This is a genomic window from Pseudomonas sp. SMV71 (genome assembly GCF_052042015.1).
Classification (GTDB): Bacteria; Pseudomonadota; Gammaproteobacteria; order Pseudomonadales; family Pseudomonadaceae; genus Aquipseudomonas.
In genome coordinates this window covers 84859-103469 of sequence record NZ_JBKGGU010000015.1, presented here as the reverse complement: position 1 = coordinate 103469, position 18611 = coordinate 84859, and the positions used below count along the sequence as shown (strand labels likewise).

The window sequence follows — 18611 nt, the reverse complement described above, 5'->3', positions numbered from 1 at the left end:
TGGGCGTCTCGCGGCAAATGCGCCTTCGGCGCGACTATAGGATGGGTTTTATAGATTGGAAAATAATATTAAATCCTGCACATATTCCAATATGAAATGATCCCATTGTGGGAGCGAGCCTGCTCGCGATGACGGTGGGTCAGTTAAATCCATCGTCACTGACCCACCGCCATCGCGAGCAGGCTCGCTCCCACAGGGAGACTTTCTCAGGTCTTAGAACACTGCGTCATAGGCGAACAGCGCAGGTGCGCCACCGGTGTGCAGGAAGATGATCGGACCCTCGTCGAAACGGTCGCGGCCGATGCCATCGAGCAGCCCGGCCATGGCCTTGCCGGTGTAGACCGGATCCAGCAACAGGCCTTCCTGGCTGGCAAGCAGCTTGACCGCCGCCAGCGTCCCGGCGTTTGGCTCGCCGTAGCGAGGGGCGAAATATTCGTCCCACAGGTTGACCTTGAACGCCTCCGGCAGCTTGATCTCGAGCAGCTGCGCGGTGCGTTCGGCCAGGCCCTGTACCTTGGGAAACTGATCCTCTTCGCTGCGCGAAACCGTGACACCAATGACAGGAAGGTTCGGCAGGCTTTCGCTCAACGCCAGCGCCAGGCCGCTATGAGTCCCGGCGCTGCCGGAGGCCAGCACTACGGCGGCGAAATCCAGCCCGGTGTCCTTGATCTGCTCGGCCAGTTCCAGGCCGGCCCGCACATACCCCAGCGCGCCCAAGGCATTCGAGCCGCCAATTGGCACCAGGTAGGGCTTTTTTCCGTTGCTGCGCAGGCGGCCGGCCAGGGCCTGCAACTGCTCATCGGCGTTATCCAGGTTTTCCACCAGCTCGACCTTGGCATCGAACAGTTCAAGCAGCAGCCGGTTGCCGTTGCCCAGGTAATTGTGGTCGTCGGTGCCGATGGGGTTTTCCAGCAGGGCCACACAACCCAGGCCCAGCTTAGCGGCGATGGCGGCCGTCTGGCGCACATGGTTGGACTGGATCGCGCCGGCGGTGATCAGCGTGTCCGCGCCTTGGGCGATGGCATCGGCGGCCAGGTATTCAAGCTTGCGCAGTTTGTTGCCACCCAGCGCCAGGGGCGTCAGGTCGTCGCGCTTGATGTAGACATCCCGGCCGAGCCAGCTGGAGAGGCGGTCGAGCTTTTCCAGCGGGGTCGGGTGGCCGAGCAGATCCAGGCGGTTAAAGCGGGCCAGCTGTTGTTTGATCATGAGTCCGTACTGATTGCAGGAGATGACCGGACTATAGGCAGGGCGGGTGTGGGTGGGCAACTGGCAATCGTTTAGGTGTGAGTAAAAAGCCAGTGACCTCGTATTGCCAAACGACACGGACCTGTGGGAGCGAGCTTGCTCGCGATTGCGGTGGTCCAGTTGGCATATCTTTTTACTGACACACCGCTATCGCGAGCAAGCTCGCTCCCAAAGGGGCTGGGCGTTGTTTGCCATTACTGAACGAACACACCCCAGGCAGCGTCATACCCTCCCGTGGACTAGTGTAGGAAAGGTGCCGTCGAGCCCTGCGATTGGTCCTTAGCTACCTCAGTATGTTTAACTTGAACGTTCATTCAAGTTAACCGTCGGTTTGCTGCCCGCTCACAACAGGAGGCTTGCCTTTGCCGAGTCCGTTTTCGATCGTCGCTCCCTCGCTTGTCGGGGTACGTTGCCCATGAGTGCCTCGTCCCTTCCATCCAGCGGCCTGGTCCGCATGAATCCGCCGGTGTTTTACTTCGCCGCGACCTTCATCCTGCTGTTCGGCCTGGTGGTGATCAGCCTGCCCGAGCAGGCCGGCGCCTGGCTGCTGGCAGCGCAGAACTGGGCGGCCAACACGGTCGGTTGGTACTACCTGCTGGCGATGACGCTGTATCTGGTCTTCGTGGTGGTCACCGCCTTGTCCGGCTACGGCAAGATCAAGCTCGGTGCCGACCACGACGAGCCCGAATTCAGTTATTTGTCCTGGGCCGGGATGCTGTTCGCCGCCGGGATCAGCATCACCCTGTTTTTCTTCTGCGTCTCCGAGCCGCTGACCCATATGGTGCAGCCGCCCCAAGGTGAGGCCGGAACCGCCCAGGCCGCACGCCAGGCCATGCAGATCCTGTTTCTGCACTGGGGCCTCCACGGCTGGGGCGTGTTCGCGTTTGTCGGCATGGCCTTGGCCTACTTCGCCTATCGGCACAACCTGCCGCTGGCGTTGCGTTCGGCGCTGTACCCGCTGATCGGCAAGCGCATCAACGGCCCCATCGGCTATGCCGTGGATGGCTTCGGCATCATTGCCACCGTGTTCGGCCTCGGCGCGGACATGGGCTTTGGGGTGTTACACCTCAACTCCGGCCTCGATTACCTGTTCGGCGTCGCCCACACCCAATGGATTCAAGTCGGCCTGATCGTATTGATGATGGGCGCGGCGATCATCGTGGCGGTGGCGGGCGTGGACAAGGGCGTGCGCGTCATGTCCGACATCAACATGCTGCTGGCCTGTGCGCTGCTGCTGTTCGTGCTGTTCGCCGGGCCAACCCAGCATCTGCTCAACACGCTGATCCAGAATCTGGGCGACTACCTCGGCGCCCTGCCGATGAAGAGTTTCGACCTGTACGCCTACAACAAACCCAGCGACTGGCTGGGTGGCTGGACGGTGTTCTACTGGGCCTGGTGGATTGCCTGGTCGCCGTTCGTGGGGCTGTTCATCGCGCGGATTTCCCGCGGCCGTACCATTCGCGAGTTCGTGTTTGGCGTGTTGCTGATTCCCCTGGGTTTCACCCTCGCCTGGATGTCGATTTTCGGCAACAGCGCCATCGACCAGGTGCTGAACCATGGCATGAGCGCGTTGGGTATGTCGGCCTTGGAAAACCCGTCGATGAGCCTGTACCTGCTGTTGGAAACCTATCCCTGGAGCAAGACCGTCATCGCGGTCACGGTGTTCATCAGCTTCGTCTTTTTTGTCACGTCTGCCGACTCCGGTACCGTGGTGCTTTCGACGCTCTCGGCCAAGGGCGGCAGCCCGGATGAAGATGGGCCGAAATGGCTGCGGGTGTTCTGGGGAGCGATGACCGCCCTGGTCACCAGCGCGCTGCTGTTTTCCGGCAGCATCGATGCCCTGAAATCAGCGGTGGTGCTGACCTCCCTGCCGTTCTCGCTGATCCTGTTGTTGATGATGTGGGGCTTGCACAAGGCGTTCTATCTGGAGTCGCAGAAACAGATCGCGCAATTGTATTCATTGGCACCGGTATCCGGTTCCCGCCGGGGCACGGGCGGCTGGCGCCAGCGCTTGAGCCAGGCGGTGCATTTCCCGTCCCGCGACGAGGTGTACCGCTTCCTCGACACCACGGTGCGCCCGGCCATTGAAGAGGTGAAGGCAGTGTTCGCCGAGAAGGGCCTGGCGGTGATCACCCAGCCAGACCCGGCCAGCGACAGTGTCAGCCTGGAAATCGGTCACGGCGAGCAGCACCCGTTCATCTACCAGGTGCAGATGCGCGGTTACTTCACGCCGTCGTTTGCCCGTGGCGGCATGGGTTCCAAGGAACTCAACAACCGCCGTTACTACCGCGCCGAGGTGCATCTGAGTGAGGGTAGCCAGGACTATGACTTGGTGGGCTACACGAAGGAACAGGTGATCAACGACATCCTCGACCAGTACGAGCGGCACATGCAATTCCTGCACCTGGTGCGTTGACTGAGGCTTTGACACAGCCGAGCGTTTTCATCTGCCGCGCCGGCCCCATCGCGAGCAAGCTCGCTCCCACAGGGACAAGTGATTCCTTCTTGGAGGGATGCTGATTCCCTTGTGGGAGCGAGCTTGCTCGCGATAGCGGCCTGGCGGACGCTGTCGTGCGAAGCCTCAGACCAGCCCGCCGTTGGCCCGCAAGATCTGTCCGTTGACCCAGCCGGCGGCCGGGCTCACCAGGAACGAGATGATGCTGGCGATGTCTTGCGGCTGGCCGAGGCGCTCCAGCGGCGGCATCTTCGCGTAATGCTGGATCTGCTCCTCACTCTTGCCATGGGTGAAGAGCTCGGTGGCGACCGGACCTGGGGCCACGGCATTCACGGTGATCTGGCGACCGCGCAACTCCTTGGCGAATACCTGGGTCAGCGATTCCACGGCCGCTTTGCTGGCGATGTACACCGAATAGCCCGGCAGGTTCAGGCCCACGGTGCTGCTGGAAAAATTCACGATCCGACCACCGTCGTTCAAGCGGGTCGCGGCTTCGCGCAGGGTATTGAAGGTGCCGCGGGTGTTGATGGCGAAGGTCTGGTCGAACAGCTCGTCGCTGTGCTGGGCCAGGGGCATGACTTGCAGGATACCGGCGTTGTTGATCAACACATCGACCTTGCCCAGTTGCGCTTCGACCTCATCGAACATCCGGCGGACATCGGCGGCGGCCGCCACATCGGCCTTGACCGCTATGGCCTGGTGACCCGCCTGGCGCAGTTGTACCACCAGCTTCGAGGCTTCGCTGGCGCTGTTGGCGAAGTTGATGGCAACGGCATAGCCTTCGCCCGCCAGGTGCCTGGCAATTTCGGCGCCGATACCGCGAGACGCACCGGTGACAATGGCGACTTTGGAGTTCTGGATCGTCATGGCTGGATTCCTTCGGATAGAGGGGGTTAGGAAGTGAAGTCAGATTCACATGTTTACTCTGGGGGATAAATGCCGGAGAGTTGCCTTGACTGTTCATGAATCACCAACAATCCGGGCGCGACTGCAATGGATCAAGTCAAGGCAATGAAGGCGTTCGTGCGTATCTACGAGCGCAGCAGTTTTACTCAGGCCGCCGAAGACCTGAACCTGCCCCGCGCCACGCTGACCCACACCCTCAACAAGTTCGAAGCCTGGCTCGGGGTTCGCCTGCTGGAGCGTAGCACCCGCAAAGTGCGACCGACCCTCGATGGCGAGGCCTATTACCCGCGCTGTGTACAACTGCTGGCGGAACTCGAAGAAGCCGAGCTGGCGTTCCGCAGCGTCGCGCCCAAGGGCCGCTTGCGGGTGGATATGCATGGCACCCTGGCGCGGCATTTCGTGATCCCGGCGTTGCCGGACTTCATGGCGCGCTACCCGGACATCGAGCTGTCCATCAGCGAGGCCGACCGGTTCGTCGACTTGATTGGAGAAGGGGTCGACTGCGTCCTGCGCGCCGGCACCCTGAAAGATTCGTCTTTGATCGGCCGGCGCGTCGCCAGCCTGCGGCAGATCACCTGCGCCAGCCCTGCTTACCTGCGCCGATACGGTGAACCGAAAAGCCTTGATGACCTGAGCGCCCATCGGGCGGTGAACTACGTTTCGCGCGTCACCGCCAAGCTCTATCCATTCCAGTTCATGGTCGATGGCGAACTCCAGGAAGTCGCCATCGATGGTGCACTGTCGGTGTTCGGCGCCGAAATCTACGCCGCCTCGGCCATCGCCGGCCTGGGTCTGATCCAATGTCCGCATTACCGGATGCAAACCCAGATCCAGCAAGGCCTGGTCCAGGAAATCCTCACCGCCACGCCACCCCCCGACATGCCGATCTCGGTGCTCTATCCCCACAACCGCCACCTGTCGCCACGGGTCCGGGTGTTTGTGGATTGGTTGGCGGAGGTGTTTGCGCAAGTGCGCTAACGACAGTCGGAGCGGTGTATTCGCTGAAGAGTTGGGCTAATATTTTTCATGATGTGTATTGTGTGTATGGGCGGTGCCTTTCGCAGCTAGAGTTTTCCGGCAGAGCTGGCGAATAAGGCAAAGGTGATGCGAAGCAGGGAAATGATCAGGAAGATCGAAGAGGACGGTTGGTATCTGGTAGCGGTGAAGGGTAGCCATCATCAGTACAAGCATTCTTTCAAGGCGGGAAGGGTGACGATCAAACACCCCGACTCTGACCTGCCGAGAGGCACGATCAATAGCATATTGAAACAGGCGGGCCTGAAATGAGGCCTATGATCGATGACGTCATCCCCGGCGGGGATACATTGTTATCAGACCGGCTGATACCGCTGCCGGATCTGGAGGAAGGATTCATCCAAATGAAATTTCCGGTCGTTCTGCATAAGGATGCCGATTCTGAATACGGGGTGACGGTCCCGGATGTGCCAGGGTGTTTTTCTGCTGGCGGCACTGTGGCGCAAGCTATCGAGAATGTGAAAGAAGCACTCTCCCTGCACTACGAGGGTTTGGTGGCTGATGGCGAGCCGCTGCCGAAGATCCATGAGATTGACGATCACCTTGAGAACCCGGATTACGCGGGTGGGATCTGGGCCGTGGTGGAATTTGACGTCACGCCGTATTTCGGAAAATCGGTACGGTTCAATGCGACGCTGCCTGAGCAGTTGCTGGAGCGCATTGATCAGACCGTACGACGGGACCAGCGCTACCGCTCGCGCTCAGGTTTTCTGGCGGCGGCAGCCTTGCGCGAACTTTCAGCCTGACCCGGGCGTCTGTGAAATGTTAGCGTTGCCATCCGCGTCCGTCCGAACTGAGAGTTTTTCGATGACTTACACCGCTGCCGAAAACCGCTACGAGTCCATCCCTTATCGCCGCGTCGGTCGCAGCGGGCTGGTGCTGCCGGCGCTGTCACTGGGGTTGTGGCACAACTTTGGTGACAGCACGCCGATCGATACCCAGCGCGCGTTGTTGCGTACGGCGTTCGACCTGGGCATCAACCACTTTGACCTGGCGAACAACTATGGCCCGCCCTATGGCAGTGCCGAGATCAATTTCGGTCGGTTGCTGCGCGAGGATTTCAAGCAGTACCGCGATGAGTTGATCATTTCCAGCAAGGCCGGTTGGGACATGTGGCCGGGTCCTTATGGGCAGGGTGGCGGTTCGCGCAAGTATGTGCTCGCCAGTCTCGACCAGAGCTTGCAGCGCCTGGGCCTGGATTATGTGGACATTTTTTATTCCCACCGTTTCGACCCTGACACCCCGCTGGAGGAAACCGCCAGTGCGCTGGCGACGGCTGTGCAGCAGGGCAAGGCGTTGTACGTGGGCATTTCTTCCTACTCTGGCGTGAAGACCCGAGAAATGGCTGCGCTGTTGAAGGAATGGAAAGTCCCGCTGTTGATCCACCAGCCGGCCTACAACCTGCTCAATCGCTGGGTGGAAAAAGACCTGCTGGACGCCACCGAGGAACTGGGCACCGGTGTGATTGCCTTTACTCCGTTGGCCCAAGGCCTGCTCACCGACAAATACCTCAAGGGCATTCCGGAAGATGCGCGGGTCAATCGTCCGGGAGGTGGCTCGTTGCAGGCGTCGCACCTGTCGGAAAACAACATCGCCCATGTGCGCGCCCTCAATGAGATCGCTCAGCAGCGCGGCCAGAGCCTGGCGCAAATGGCCCTGGCATGGACCCTGCGCGACCCGCGGATCACCTCGGCGCTGATCGGTGCCAGCCGTCCGGAGCAGATCATCGAGAATGTCGGCGCGCTGAAGAATCTGAGTTTCAGCGCGCAGGAACTGGCGCAGATCGATCGGTTTGCCCAGGAAGGCGGGATCAATCTCTGGGAGAAGCCTTCGTTGGCGGAGTGACGAGCGAAAGACAAACTGTGGCGGGGAACTGGCTGTGGCGAGGGAGCTTGCTCCCGCTGGGCCGCCAAGCGGCCCCAGAACTGTGCCAGAAGCGGGTTTTTGAATAATCCGGGAGGTCTTGGGGCTGCTGCGCACCCCAGCGGGAGCAAGCTCCCTCGCCACGGGTGGGGGCTGTTCACCTGAAAAACGGCACATCCCCCAATATCGTCGCCCGGTGCATCACTCGCCGCGCCGGGCGATAGTCATCCACCGCGAAGTGCTGGGTTACGCGATTGTCCCAGAACGCCACGTCATTGGCCTGCCAGCGCCAGCGGAGGGTGAACTCCGGGCGGGTGGCGTGGGCGAACAGCAGTTTCAGGATCGCCTCGCTTTCGCTTTCCGACAACTCGTTGATGCGCGTGGTGAAGCCTTCGTTGACGAATAATGAGCGGCGTCCACTCACCGGATGGGTGCGGATCACCGGGTGGGACAGCGGTGGGTTTTTGCGGCGCGCTTCTTCCCAGCGCGCCAAGTCTTGTGCGGTGTTGCCAAAGCGCTCCAGCGGAAAGGACCGGGTGAAATCGTGGGTCGCCGTCAGACCTTGTAGCATCTGCTTCAGGGGCGTCGACAGGGCTTCATATGCCGCGATGCCGCTGGCCCACAAGGTGTCGCCGCCGAATGCCGGTAGCAGCTTGGCGCTGAGCACCGCGCCCAGGGCCGGGGTGGGCAGGAAGGTTACGTCGGTGTGCCACACGGCGTTGTCGCGGACATCGGTCACGGCAGTGTCGAGCACCAGGACTTCCGGCTGCTCCGGCACATTAGGGTAGATCGGATGGATATGCAGGTCGCCGAAGCAGGCGGCGAAACGCGCCTGTTGCTGCGGTTCGATCGGCTGGTCCCGAAAGAACAGCACCTGATGTTCGAGCAGCGCCTGCTCGATGGTATCGCGATCCTGCGGGCTCAAGGTCTGGCTGATATCGATCCCGTCGATTTGCGCGCCGAGGGCGCTGCTCAACGGGGTAATGCTCGGACGGTTCATCGCAATGTCTCGTTTGGCGCCGAATCGTCGGCGTGGTCATTGGTCTCAATGGGCCTGGCCGTGCCATGGCACCAGTTTGCGTTGCAGCGCGCGCAAGCCCATTTCCATGGCGAAGGCGATCAGTGCGATCACCAGGATGCCCAGCACCACCACATCGGTGACCAGGAATTGCGCGGCTGACTGCACCATGAACCCCAGGCCACTGGTGGCGGCGATCAGCTCGGCGGCCACCAGCGTTGACCAGCCCACGCCCAGGCCGATGCGAATCCCGGTGAGAATGTCCGGCAGGGCGCTGGGCACGATCACATGGCGAATCAACTGAATGCGTGTAGCGCCCAGCGACTGCGCGGCCCGCAGTTTGGCCGGATCGACGGTGCGCACGCCGGTGGCCGTGGCGATGGCAATCGGCGCGAAGATCGCCAGATAGATCAGCAGCACTTTTGACAACTCACCAATGCCGCACCAGATCACGATCAATGGCAGATAGGCCAGCGGTGGTATCGGTCGGTAGAACTCGATCAGCGGATCGAGCACACCCCGGGCAATACGGTTGGCACCGATGGCGATGCCCACCGGCACCGCCGTCAAAATGGCGAACAGCAGGCCCAGGCCGATTCGCTGAAGGCTGGCGGCCAGGTGTTGCCAGAGCGTGGCGTCCATGTAGCCGCTGGTTGCCAGCAGCCAGCCTTTTTGCAGCACCGCGAAGGGCGACGGCAGGAACAGCGGTTCGATCAGCCCGCTGGCGGTGATTGCCCCCCAGAGGGTCAGCAAAGCGATCAACGTCAGGCTGCTGATCCAGCGGATACTCAGTGTGAATCGTGGGCCGATAGTCGTGCGCCTGGTCGTGGGCTCACGGACCAGGGCAGGCACTTCGTAGCTGCTCATGCGCGCTCCTGTTGCCGAGTGGCGCTGCGTTGGGAGAATACTTTGGCGAGTACATGCTCGCGGGTTTCGATAAAGCGCGGGTCTGACTTGATCGAGCGTGCCGATTCCCCGTCCCCGTAGCGGCGACCGAAATCCAGGCTCAAGCGTTCGACGATCTGCCCTGGGTTGGGCGCCAGCAGGACCAGATCGGTGGCGAGGAAGACCGCCTCTTCAATGTCATGGGTAATCAGGAATACCGGTTTGGCGGTGCGCTGCCAGACTTGCAGCAACAGCTCCTGCATCTGTTCACGGGTGAAAGCGTCCAGGGCACCGAACGGCTCGTCCATCAACAGCAGACGCGGGTCAGCCGCCAGCGCCCGGGCCAGGCCGACGCGCTGTTTCTGGCCGCCGGACAGCTGCCAGACGCGGCGTTGCTCGAAACCGGCCAGGTCCACCAGGGCGAGCATTTCCCGGGCCCGGGCTTCACGCTTTGGCTTGGGGACCCCGGCCAGCTCCAGGCCGAACCCGACGTTCGCCAGCACGTCTTGCCAGGGCAGCAGCGCGTCGTCCTGGAACACCACGCCGCGCTCGGCGCCCGGGCCCTTGATGGGCACGCCGTCCAAGGTGATCTGCCCGGCGCTGGGCTCGACGAACCCGGCGATCAGGTTCAACAATGAGGTCTTGCCACTGCCGGACGGGCCGAGGGCCACCAGCAATTGCCGGGGCCCCAGGGTCAGTGAAATATCCGCCAGCACGGGTTCCGCTGCGCCGGGGTACTGTGCGCTGATGCGCTCCAGCTGTAGCAAGGCCATCGCGATGTCTCCCGAATGTGATCAACGAGTGATGTATTTGGCGCTGACGTACGGCGCGTAGTCCGGCAATACGGCTTCGACTTTGCCTTGCTCCTTGAGGAACGCCGCGGTGTTGGTAATGGCCTGGGTGGTCGGTGCGCCGAGGCTCACCACCTGGTCGGCGGCCAGGGGATAGACGTTGCCTTGCAGCAACAGCGGGATGTCACTGGCCTTGGCGCCGGAGAGCTTCACCAGTTTTTCGACGTTGGACGCATCGGCCAACCAGGCTTGTGGGTCCTTGCGGTATTGGGCATAGGCGTCCAGGGTGACCTTGGCGAAGGCGGTCACAATTTCCGGATGCTTCTGGGCGAAGTCCTTGCGCACGATCCAGGCGTCAAAGGTCGGCGCACCGAACTGGGCCAGCTCGGCGGAGGTGATCAGCACTTTGCCGTTTTCCTTGGCCACGCCCAGGGCCGGGTCCCAGACGTAAGTGGCATCGATATCGCCGCGCTTCCAGGCCGCGATGATGGCCGGTGGCGCCAGGTTCAGGATGGTGACTTTCGCAGGATCGATGTTCCAGTGTTTCAACGCCGCGAGCAGGCTGTAGTGCCCGGTGGATACGAACGGTACCGCGACCTTCTTGCCGATCAGGTCTTGCGGACTCTTGATCCCGGAACCATCACGAGCCACCAGTGCCTCGGCGGCACCGATCTGGGTAGCGATGAGGAAAGTTTCCACCGGAACCTTGCGCGTAATGGCTGCGGTCAACGGACTGGAGCCGAGGTAGCCGATCTGCACATCACCCGAGGCGATGGCGGTAATGACGTCGGCGCCGTTATCGAACTTGCGCCAGTCGATCCTGGCCTGGGTGGCTTTTTCATAGGCGCCGTCGGCCTGGGCCACTTTGGCCGGGTCGACAGTGGTCTGGTACGCAACGGTCAGGTCGGCCGCCTGGGCGAAAAGACTCGCAGCGGCCAGGGAGGCGGCCGCGAGAAGGCGAAGGGGGAAACTCAAAGTCATGGCAAAGCTCCTCAACAGGCCACCGAAATGGTTGGTATGGAAGGAGACTAAATGATCTAAGAATTCAGAAATAAATAACTTTTTAGAATGAGCTTATCAGCGAAAAACTCAGCGCATGGCAAGCACATGCTCTTGTGGCGAGGGGGCTTGCTGTGGCGAGGGAGCTTGCTGTGGCGAGGGAGCTTGCTCCCGCTGGACTGCGAAGCAGGCCCGGGATTTTGCGGCTGCTGTGCAGCCGAGCAGGAGCAAGCTCCCTTGCCACAAAAGCCGTTCAGTAACGGATCGACACGACAGCCGTCAGTTACTGATCGCCAGAATGCTCGCCTGGTACGAACCGACGAACACATCGAAATCCCCCACCTCGTTCTGCTCAAGCTCAGCTTGCTGGACCAGCGATTGGCGGGCGGCTTCGTCGAATGTGTCCTGCTCCTGGGCAGGCAACGGCTCGGCGCGGAAGAATTCGGCGTGGGCTTTGCTCTGGCGCAGGGAGAACTGGGCGAAGCTTTCCTGATGCTCGGCCATGGCGGCCAGCACCTGGGCGGACGGGGTCAGGGACGGGTCACGGACCTTCGCCAGTTGCGCCTCCAATGACTGCCGGTGGGCATCGCCACCGTTGCTCTGGTCGAGCAACGAAGCCAGCGGCGCGATTTTTTCCAGCAATTCGATGGCCCAGGCCTGCATGTCAACGGCCTGGCCCTGACGTTGCAATTGCAGCCCAGGCTTGCGGCCTTCCTTGACCACCGTCAGGAAGTTGCTCGTGGCGTTGCCGCATTCGTTGTTTTCCAGTTGCGGGCTGTCGTTGAGGCCGCAATACAGCAGGAATGCATCGATGAAACGCGATTCAGTGAGATCGATGCCCATCGGCAGGAACGGGTTGATATCCAGGCAGCGCACTTCGACGTACTGGATACCCCGGGCCATCAAAGCCTGGATCGGCCGCTCGCCGGTGTAGGTCACGCGTTTGGGACGGATGTTGGAGTAGTACTCGTTTTCGATCTGCAGGATGTTGGTGTTGAGCTGCACCCACTCACCGTTCTGGTGGGTCCCCACCTCGACGTACGGCGCATAGGGTGTCGCCACAGCCTTGCGCAGGCTGTCGGTGTAGCTTGCAAGGTCGTTGTAGCAAGGCGTGAGGCCGGCCTGGGCGTTGCTCTGGTAACCCAGGTCACTCATGCGCAGGCTGGTGGCGTAGGGCAGGTACAGCGTGTCCGGATCCAGTTGTTCCAACTGGTGCGGGCGGCCGCGCAGGAAACCGGCGTCCAGGGCCGGCGAGGCGCCGAACAGGTACATCAGCAGCCAGCTGTAGCGGCGGAAGTTACGGATCAGTGCGATGTAGGCCGAAGACTGGAAGTCGCGGTCGCTGACCTCGGTGGCTTCGTCCTGGCGCAGCAGTGGCCAGAGCTTTTCCGGCAACGAGAAGTTGTAGTGGATCCCGGCGATGCATTGCATGGTCTTGCCGTAGCGCAAGGCCAGGCCCTGACGGTAGACATACTTGAGCCGACCGATGTTCGAGGTGCCGTAGTACGCAATCGGAATGTCTTCCTCGGCCGGCAGCGGGCACGGCATCGAGGGGCTCCACAGGTACTCGTCGCCCAGTTTGCTGTAAACGAAACGGTGGATCCGGTCGAGGCTGTGCAGGGTGTCGGCCGGGTCGGCCAGGGCCGGAGTGATGAATTCCAGCAGCGACTCGGAGTAGTCGGTGGTGATCTGTTCGTTGGTCAGCGCCGAGCCCAGGGCCTTGGGATGCGGCGTCTGGGCCAGGTGGCCATCCTCCGTGACGCGTAGGCATTCACGCTCGATGCCGTGCAGGCATTGTTCGAGCAGAGAGAGGTTGGCGCGCTCACCGAGCAGGGCCAGGCGGCGGTTTAAAAGGTCGCTCAAGTTGAATTCCTTCACGCGTCAGTCGCCCCAATATGGGGGTGGGCAGGACGGTCTACAAGGGTGAAGTTAAAACTGGCGTTTTCGCCTGGTTTTGTGCGGCCGAGACATCATTGCCGCTGGTCTTTCCGTGGGAGCGAGCCTGCTCGCGATAGCGGTGGATCAGTAACAGTCATGTCGACTGGCACACCGCCATCGCGAGCAGGCTCGCTCCCACAGAGAGTCATGGCGAGCTTCGACGCCGCATTCGCAGCGCCGAAATTAACTCAAATCGAGGGTGGGGAGCTATAGGACAGCGAACGTGCCTTGCGCTTTTGCGACCAGTTTGTCGCCTTGCACGACCTCGGCCTCGACCACCAGTGTGCGTCGGCCCGGGTGAATCACCCGGGCGGTACACAGCACTTCGCCCTCGGACACGGCGCGTATGTAGTTGATCTTGCACTCGATGGTCGCGCTCTGCTGGTCAAAACCATGGACGCTGGAGCAGGCCAGCCCCATGGCGATGTCCACCAGGCTGAACAACGCCCCGCCATGCAGCTTGCCGCCACGATTGCGCAATGGCGCCTCAAGGCCCAGGGCGACTTGCGCCACCCCGTCAGCAAGGCTGTGCAGACGGCAGCCGAGCAGCTTGAAAAACGCGCTTTCCACCAACCCGGCCGGTATGTCCATCAGCGTTTCTTCAACTGCTTGGCGTTGGCGAACAACGAGGCCATGGCGTTGTTGGCCGGGGCCGCAGTAGCGGTTTCCTTGCGTGGAGCGGAGCTCTGCGGCTGGCGCGGCGTGGAGCCTGGACGAGCGCCACGGGCACCGTCGACTTTTTCGCCCGGCGTGTCGCTCATGCGCATCGACAAGCCGACGCGTTTGCGCGGGATGTCGACTTCCATGACCTTCACTTTCACCACATCACCGGCCTTCACCGCTTCGCGCGGGTCCTTGATGAATTTCTCCGACAGCGCCGAAATATGGACCAGGCCGTCCTGATGCACGCCGATGTCGACGAATGCACCGAAGTTGGTGACGTTGGTCACCACGCCTTCGAGAATCATCCCGGGTTGCAGGTCCTTGAGGTCTTCGACGCCTTCCTGGAACTCGGCAGTCTTGAACTCCGGACGCGGGTCGCGGCCCGGTTTTTCCAGTTCTTGCAGGATGTCGGTCACGGTCGGCAGGCCGAAGGTCTCGTCGGTGAACTTCTTCGGATCCAGGCGCTTGAGGAACGCGGCGTCACCGATCAGCGAACGGATATCGCGGTCGGTCTGGGCGGCGATGCGTTGCACCAACGGATAGGCCTCGGGGTGGACCGCCGAGGAATCCAGCGGGTTGTCGCCGTTCATGACGCGCAGGAAACCGGCCGCCTGCTCGAAGGTTTTTTCCCCCAGGCGCGGGACTTTCTTCAACGCGGCGCGGGACTTGAATGCGCCGTGTTCGTCGCGGTGAGTGACGATGTTCTGCGCAAGCGTGGCATTCAGGCCGGAGATCCGCGCCAGCAACGCCACCGACGCGGTGTTCACGTCCACGCCCACGGCGTTCACGCAGTCCTCGACCACGGCGTCCAGGCCGCGGGCCAGCTTCAGCTGGGACACGTCGTGCTGGTATTGGCCGACACCGATGGATTTCGGATCGATCTTCACCAGTTCCGCCAGCGGATCCTGCAAGCGCCGGGCAATCGACACGGCGCCACGGATCGACACGTCCAGGTCCGGGAATTCCTTGGCGGCCAGTTCCGACGCCGAATAAACCGAGGCGCCGGCTTCAGAGACCATCACCTTGGTCATTTTCATGGCCGGGTATTTCTTGATCAGCTCGGCAGCCAGTTTGTCGGTCTCACGGCTGGCGGTGCCGTTGCCGATGGCGATCAGGTCCACCGAGTGCTTGGCGCACAGGGCGGCGAGCACGGCGAGGGTCTGGTCCCACTTGTTGTGCGGGACGTGGGGGTAGACCGTGGTGTGGTCCAGCAGCTTGCCGGTGGAATCCACCACCGCCACCTTGCAACCGGTGCGCAGGCCCGGGTCCAGGCCCAGGGTGGCACGCGGGCCGGCCGGCGCGGCCAGCAGCAGGTCGTGCAGGTTGTGGGCGAAGACGTTGATCGCCTCGGTCTCGGCACTGTCGCGCAATTCGCCCAGCAGGTCGGTCTCCAGATGGGTATAGAGCTTGACCTTCCAGGTCCAGCGCACCACCTCGGCCAGCCACTTGTCGGCGGGGCGGTTCTGGTTCTGGATGCCGAACTGCTGGCCGATCATGCCTTCGCACGGATGCATCGTGCCGGGCAGCTCATCGCCGACTTTCAATGCGGAACTGAGAATGCCTTCGTTGCGGCCGCGGAAAATCGCCAAAGCGCGGTGGGACGGCACGCTCTTGAGCGGTTCGTCGTGTTCGAAGTAATCGCGGAACTTGGCCCCTTCCTCTTCCTTGCCGGCAATTACGCGGGCGCTGAGGATGGCTTCCTGCTTGAGGAAGTTGCGCAGTTTTTCCAGCAGGTTGGCGTCTTCGGCGAAACGCTCCATGAGGATGTACTTGGCGCCTTCCAGGGCGGCCTTGACGTCCGCCACACCCTTTTCTGCGTTGACGAAGCGCGCCGCTTCGGTTTCCGGGGCCAGGCTCGGATCGTTGAACAGGCCGTCGGCCAGCTCGCCGAGACCGGCTTCCAGGGCGATCTGGCCCTTGGTGCGGCGCTTTTGCTTGTACGGCAGGTAGAGGTCTTCGAGGCGGGTCTTGGTGTCAGCCAGCTTGATGTCGCGCTCCAGCGCCGGGGTCAGCTTGCCTTGCTCCTGGATGCTGGCCAGGATGCTGATGCGCCGCTCGTCGAGTTCACGCAGGTAGCGCAGGCGCTCTTCCAGATGACGCAACTGGGTGTCATCGAGGCTGCCGGTCACTTCTTTCCGGTAACGGGCGATGAAAGGCACCGTGGAGCCTTCATCGAGTAGCGCGACGGCCGCTTCGACCTGTTGCGGGCGTACGCCGAGTTCCTCGGCGATGCGGCTGTTGATGCTGTCCATAAAACCACCTGACAAATGATGAAATCAGGCTCGCCGCCGCGCTAGCGGGGCTCGGCGAGACTGGTTGAGCGGCCTGGCATGGGTCGCTGCCTGGATCGACAGGCTGCCTGTCGATCCGCGAAATTCAGAAAGTGCTGCCGGCCGGGGTACATACATGTCGATTGATCAAGAACCGACATCCCCTGGCATAAAAGGCCGCGCATTATAACCAGCGTTCTGTCCTTAGGGAGGGGTGTGTGGTTGTAGGCTCGATCCGCGGATTTGTGGAGTTAGAGGAAAAATCTGCTAACAATGCACACGGGTGCGTATAACGGCAGCTAGGCCATAATGCGCGCCAAGATCAAAGGAGCTTCCTATGAGCAGCACTGCACAAACTGCTGAAGGCGAAAAAATTCTTATCGTTGACGACGATCCAGGGCTGAGCAGCCTGCTGGAGCGCTTTTTCGTCAGCAAGGGCTACCGCGCCCGCACCGTACCCAATACCGAACAGATGGACCGGCTCCTGGCCCGTGAAGTGTTCAACCTGGTGGTGCTCGACCTGATGCTGCCCGGCGAAGACGGCCTGACCGCCTGCCGCCGGCTGCGTGGCGCGAACAACCAGATCCCGATCATCATGCTCACCGCCAAGGGCGACGAGCTGAGTCGTATCAAGGGGCTCGAACTGGGCGCCGACGATTACCTGGCCAAGCCGTTCAACCCGGACGAGCTGATGGCCCGCGTCAAGGCTGTCCTGCGTCGCCAGTCGGCTCCGGTGCCTGGCGCCCCGGGCAGCGAAGACGAGAGCGTGACCTTCGGCGACTACGAGTTGTCCCTGGCGACTCGCGAGCTCAAGCGCGGCAACGAGGTCCACATGCTCACCACCGGCGAGTTCGCGGTGCTCAAGGCCCTGGTGATGAATGCTCGCCAGCCGCTGACCCGCGACAAGTTGATGAACCTGGCCCGGGGTCGCGAGTGGGACGCACTGGAGCGCTCCATCGACGTGCAGATTTCCCGTCTGCGTCGGATGATCGAGCCTGATCCATCCAAGCCGCGTTACATCCAGACGGTCTGGGGCGTGGGTTATGTCTTCGTGCCGGATGGCGCCGCCAGCAAGTGATCGGTGATTTGTAGGAGCGGGTGGCCTGTCGGGAATTGTCTTCCTTCAGGCGACCCGCGGTCCGTCATTGTGCGAGTATCGCTCGCTCCTGCAAGTGTGTAGCGGTTATCCATGAAAACCCCCGTTTGGTTCCCCCAGAGCTTCTTCTCCCGCACCCTCTGGCTGGTTTTGATCGTCGTGCTCTTTTCCAAGGCTCTGACGCTGGTATACCTGCTGATGAACGAGGACGTTCTCGTGGACCGCCAGTACAGCCATGGTGTGGCCTTGACCTTACGGGCCTACTGGGCGGCGGACGAAACCAACCGGACGAAGATCGCCGAGGCGGCGACGCTGATCCGCGTGGTCGGTGCCGGCGTGCCGGAAGGTGAACAGCACTGGCCCTACAGCGAGATCTATCAACGACAAATGCAGGCTGAGCTGGGAGCCGACACCGAGGTCCGCTTGCGCATGCATTCACCTCCGGCGCTGTGGGTACGGGCTCCGAGCCTGGGAGACGGCTGGCTGAAGGTGCCGTTGTACCCGCATCCTTTGCGCGGACAGAAAATCTGGAACGTACTCGGCTGGTTCCTGGCCATCGGCCTGCTGTCGACGGCTTCGGCGTGGATCTTCGTCAGTCAGCTCAACCAGCCGTTGAAGCGGCTGGTCTACGCTGCCCGCCAATTGGGCCAGGGCCGCAGCGTCCGATTGCCCATCAGCGACACGCCCAGCGAGATGACCGAGGTCTACCGTGCCTTCAACCAGATGGCCGAAGATGTCGAGCAGGCCGGGCGCGAGCGTGAGCTGATGCTTGCGGGTGTTTCCCACGACTTGCGCACGCCACTGACGCGGCTGCGACTATCCCTGGAGCTGATGGGCGAGCACACCGACCTGACGGACGAAATGGTGCGCGACATCGAGGACATGGATGCGATCCTCGACCAGTTCCTGGCGTTCATCCGCGATGGTCGCGATGAGTCGGTGGAAGAGGTGGACCTCAGCGATCTGGTGCGGGAAGTCGCTGCACCCTATAACCAGAACGGTGAAAAAGTACATCTGCGACTGGAGCCGATCCAGCCGTTCCCGTTGCGCAGGGTGTCGATGAAACGGCTGTTGAACAACCTGATCGGCAATGCCCTGAACCACGCCGGATCCGACGTCGAAGTCGCGGCTTATGTTTCCGGCGACACTAGTGCGCCTTATGTGGTGCTGAGCGTCATGGACCGTGGCGCGGGCATCGATCCGTCGGAGCTGGAAGCGATTTTCAATCCATTTACCCGCGGCGACCGCGCCCGAGGTGGGAAGGGCACGGGGCTGGGCCTGGCCATCGTCAAGCGCATCGCCTCGATGCATGGCGGCAATGTAGAGTTGCGCAACCGCGTCGGTGGCGGCCTGGAAGCGCGGGTGCGCTTGCCGCTGGGGTTGATGCTGCCTCGGGATGCGGTCTAGGGGCGCCTACAAGCTACAAGCTACAAGCTACAAGCTCAGG

16 protein-coding genes are annotated in these 18611 nt (G+C 61.9%); 7 read left to right on the top strand and 9 right to left on the bottom strand.

Annotated features, from left to right (window positions below; all coding sequences use genetic code 11):
* Positions 1–213: 213 nt before the first annotated feature.
* The gene (locus ACLEJQ_RS17135) at positions 214–1206 is read right to left on the bottom strand and encodes a D-cysteine desulfhydrase (RefSeq protein ID WP_440796724.1); all 993 of its coding nucleotides are present in this window, start codon (positions 1204–1206) and stop codon (positions 214–216) included.
* 493 nt (positions 1207–1699) lie between these two features.
* On the opposite strand from ACLEJQ_RS17135, the gene betT reads away from it, so the two are divergent.
* Complete coding sequence (betT, locus tag ACLEJQ_RS17130) at positions 1700–3661, top strand: choline transporter BetT (RefSeq protein ID WP_440796848.1); 1962 nt, start codon at positions 1700–1702, stop codon at positions 3659–3661.
* Between the two features lie 165 nt (positions 3662–3826).
* On the opposite strand, the gene ACLEJQ_RS17125 is transcribed toward betT, so the two are convergent.
* Positions 3827–4567 carry an SDR family oxidoreductase gene (locus ACLEJQ_RS17125; RefSeq protein ID WP_440796723.1) on the bottom strand — a complete coding sequence of 247 codons (741 nt, stop codon included), beginning with the start codon at positions 4565–4567 and terminating at the stop codon, positions 3827–3829.
* Between the two features lie 126 nt (positions 4568–4693).
* Between ACLEJQ_RS17125 and ACLEJQ_RS17120 the strand changes: the two genes are divergently transcribed.
* From ACLEJQ_RS17120 to mgrA, 4 genes are all read left to right on the top strand, one after another.
* Positions 4694–5584, top strand: coding sequence for a LysR family transcriptional regulator (locus ACLEJQ_RS17120; protein ID WP_440796722.1), 891 nt, complete (start codon positions 4694–4696; stop codon positions 5582–5584).
* 126 nt (positions 5585–5710) lie between these two features.
* Complete coding sequence (locus tag ACLEJQ_RS17115) at positions 5711–5893, top strand: type II toxin-antitoxin system HicA family toxin (protein WP_440796721.1); 183 nt, start codon at positions 5711–5713, stop codon at positions 5891–5893.
* 92 nt (positions 5894–5985) lie between these two features.
* The gene (locus tag ACLEJQ_RS17110) at positions 5986–6387 is read left to right on the top strand and encodes a type II toxin-antitoxin system HicB family antitoxin (protein ID WP_440796846.1); all 402 of its coding nucleotides are present in this window, start codon (positions 5986–5988) and stop codon (positions 6385–6387) included.
* Between the two features lie 61 nt (positions 6388–6448).
* Positions 6449–7486 carry an L-glyceraldehyde 3-phosphate reductase gene (mgrA, locus tag ACLEJQ_RS17105; protein ID WP_440796720.1) on the top strand — a complete coding sequence of 346 codons (1038 nt, stop codon included), beginning with the start codon at positions 6449–6451 and terminating at the stop codon, positions 7484–7486.
* Between the two features lie 175 nt (positions 7487–7661).
* Here the strand turns inward: mgrA and tauD are convergent, their stop codons facing one another.
* The 7 genes from tauD to ACLEJQ_RS17070 all read right to left on the bottom strand — a co-directional run bounded on the left by tauD (position 7662) and on the right by ACLEJQ_RS17070 (position 16050).
* Positions 7662–8504: a taurine dioxygenase gene (gene tauD, locus ACLEJQ_RS17100; RefSeq protein WP_440796719.1), complete on the bottom strand. Its 843-nt coding sequence runs from the start codon at positions 8502–8504 to the stop codon at positions 7662–7664.
* A gap of 45 nt (positions 8505–8549) precedes the next feature.
* Positions 8550–9389, bottom strand: a complete 840-nt coding sequence (gene tauC, locus ACLEJQ_RS17095) for a taurine ABC transporter permease TauC (RefSeq protein WP_440796718.1) — start codon at positions 9387–9389, stop codon at positions 8550–8552.
* Complete coding sequence (gene tauB / locus ACLEJQ_RS17090; RefSeq protein WP_440796717.1) at positions 9386–10180, bottom strand: taurine ABC transporter ATP-binding subunit; 795 nt, start codon at positions 10178–10180, stop codon at positions 9386–9388. The genes tauC and tauB overlap by 4 nt, the downstream gene beginning before the upstream one ends.
* Before the next feature lie 21 nt (positions 10181–10201).
* Positions 10202–11179 (bottom strand): taurine ABC transporter substrate-binding protein, encoded by a 978-nt coding sequence (gene tauA, locus ACLEJQ_RS17085; RefSeq protein ID WP_440796716.1) that lies wholly within the window; start codon positions 11177–11179, stop codon positions 10202–10204.
* Positions 11180–11476: 297 nt separating this feature from the next.
* Positions 11477–13060 carry a glutamate--cysteine ligase gene (gene gshA, locus ACLEJQ_RS17080; RefSeq protein WP_440796715.1) on the bottom strand — a complete coding sequence of 528 codons (1584 nt, stop codon included), beginning with the start codon at positions 13058–13060 and terminating at the stop codon, positions 11477–11479.
* 282 nt (positions 13061–13342) lie between these two features.
* Positions 13343–13726 (bottom strand): PaaI family thioesterase, encoded by a 384-nt coding sequence (locus tag ACLEJQ_RS17075; protein WP_440796714.1) that lies wholly within the window; start codon positions 13724–13726, stop codon positions 13343–13345.
* Entirely contained in the window at positions 13726–16050 is a 2325-nt protein-coding gene (locus ACLEJQ_RS17070; protein ID WP_440796713.1) for a Tex family protein, read from the bottom strand. The genes ACLEJQ_RS17075 and ACLEJQ_RS17070 overlap by 1 nt, the downstream gene beginning before the upstream one ends.
* 355 nt (positions 16051–16405) lie before the next feature.
* Here ACLEJQ_RS17070 and ompR point away from each other — a divergent pair, with 355 nt between their 5' ends.
* Together ompR and ACLEJQ_RS17060 are read left to right on the top strand one after the other, a co-directional pair.
* Positions 16406–17146, top strand: coding sequence for an osmolarity response regulator transcription factor OmpR (gene ompR / locus ACLEJQ_RS17065; protein WP_260961483.1), 741 nt, complete (start codon positions 16406–16408; stop codon positions 17144–17146).
* A gap of 111 nt (positions 17147–17257) precedes the next feature.
* Positions 17258–18571, top strand: a complete 1314-nt coding sequence (locus ACLEJQ_RS17060) for an ATP-binding protein (protein ID WP_440796712.1) — start codon at positions 17258–17260, stop codon at positions 18569–18571.
* Positions 18572–18611 lie beyond the last annotated feature (40 nt).

What these genes read in the sequence shown, in the direction of transcription:
- tauC (WP_440796718.1), bottom strand. Translation starts at nt 9,389, where the DNA reads ATGAGCAGCTACGAAGTGCCTGCCCTGGTCCGTGAGCCCACGACCAGG.
- ACLEJQ_RS17110 (WP_440796846.1), top strand. Translation starts at nt 5,986, where the DNA reads ATGAAATTTCCGGTCGTTCTGCATAAGGATGCCGATTCTGAATACGGG.
- betT (WP_440796848.1), top strand. Translation starts at nt 1,700, where the DNA reads ATGAATCCGCCGGTGTTTTACTTCGCCGCGACCTTCATCCTGCTGTTC.
- ompR (WP_260961483.1), top strand. Translation starts at nt 16,406, where the DNA reads ATGAGCAGCACTGCACAAACTGCTGAAGGCGAAAAAATTCTTATCGTT.
- tauB (WP_440796717.1), bottom strand. Translation starts at nt 10,180, where the DNA reads ATGGCCTTGCTACAGCTGGAGCGCATCAGCGCACAGTACCCCGGCGCA.
- tauD (WP_440796719.1), bottom strand. Translation starts at nt 8,504, where the DNA reads ATGAACCGTCCGAGCATTACCCCGTTGAGCAGCGCCCTCGGCGCGCAA.
- mgrA (WP_440796720.1), top strand. Translation starts at nt 6,449, where the DNA reads ATGACTTACACCGCTGCCGAAAACCGCTACGAGTCCATCCCTTATCGC.
- ACLEJQ_RS17075 (WP_440796714.1), bottom strand. Translation starts at nt 13,726, where the DNA reads ATGGACATACCGGCCGGGTTGGTGGAAAGCGCGTTTTTCAAGCTGCTC.
- tauA (WP_440796716.1), bottom strand. Translation starts at nt 11,179, where the DNA reads ATGACTTTGAGTTTCCCCCTTCGCCTTCTCGCGGCCGCCTCCCTGGCC.
- ACLEJQ_RS17135 (WP_440796724.1), bottom strand. Translation starts at nt 1,206, where the DNA reads ATGATCAAACAACAGCTGGCCCGCTTTAACCGCCTGGATCTGCTCGGC.
- ACLEJQ_RS17060 (WP_440796712.1), top strand. Translation starts at nt 17,258, where the DNA reads ATGAAAACCCCCGTTTGGTTCCCCCAGAGCTTCTTCTCCCGCACCCTC.
- ACLEJQ_RS17115 (WP_440796721.1), top strand. Translation starts at nt 5,711, where the DNA reads ATGCGAAGCAGGGAAATGATCAGGAAGATCGAAGAGGACGGTTGGTAT.
- ACLEJQ_RS17070 (WP_440796713.1), bottom strand. Translation starts at nt 16,050, where the DNA reads ATGGACAGCATCAACAGCCGCATCGCCGAGGAACTCGGCGTACGCCCG.
- ACLEJQ_RS17120 (WP_440796722.1), top strand. Translation starts at nt 4,694, where the DNA reads ATGGATCAAGTCAAGGCAATGAAGGCGTTCGTGCGTATCTACGAGCGC.
- ACLEJQ_RS17125 (WP_440796723.1), bottom strand. Translation starts at nt 4,567, where the DNA reads ATGACGATCCAGAACTCCAAAGTCGCCATTGTCACCGGTGCGTCTCGC.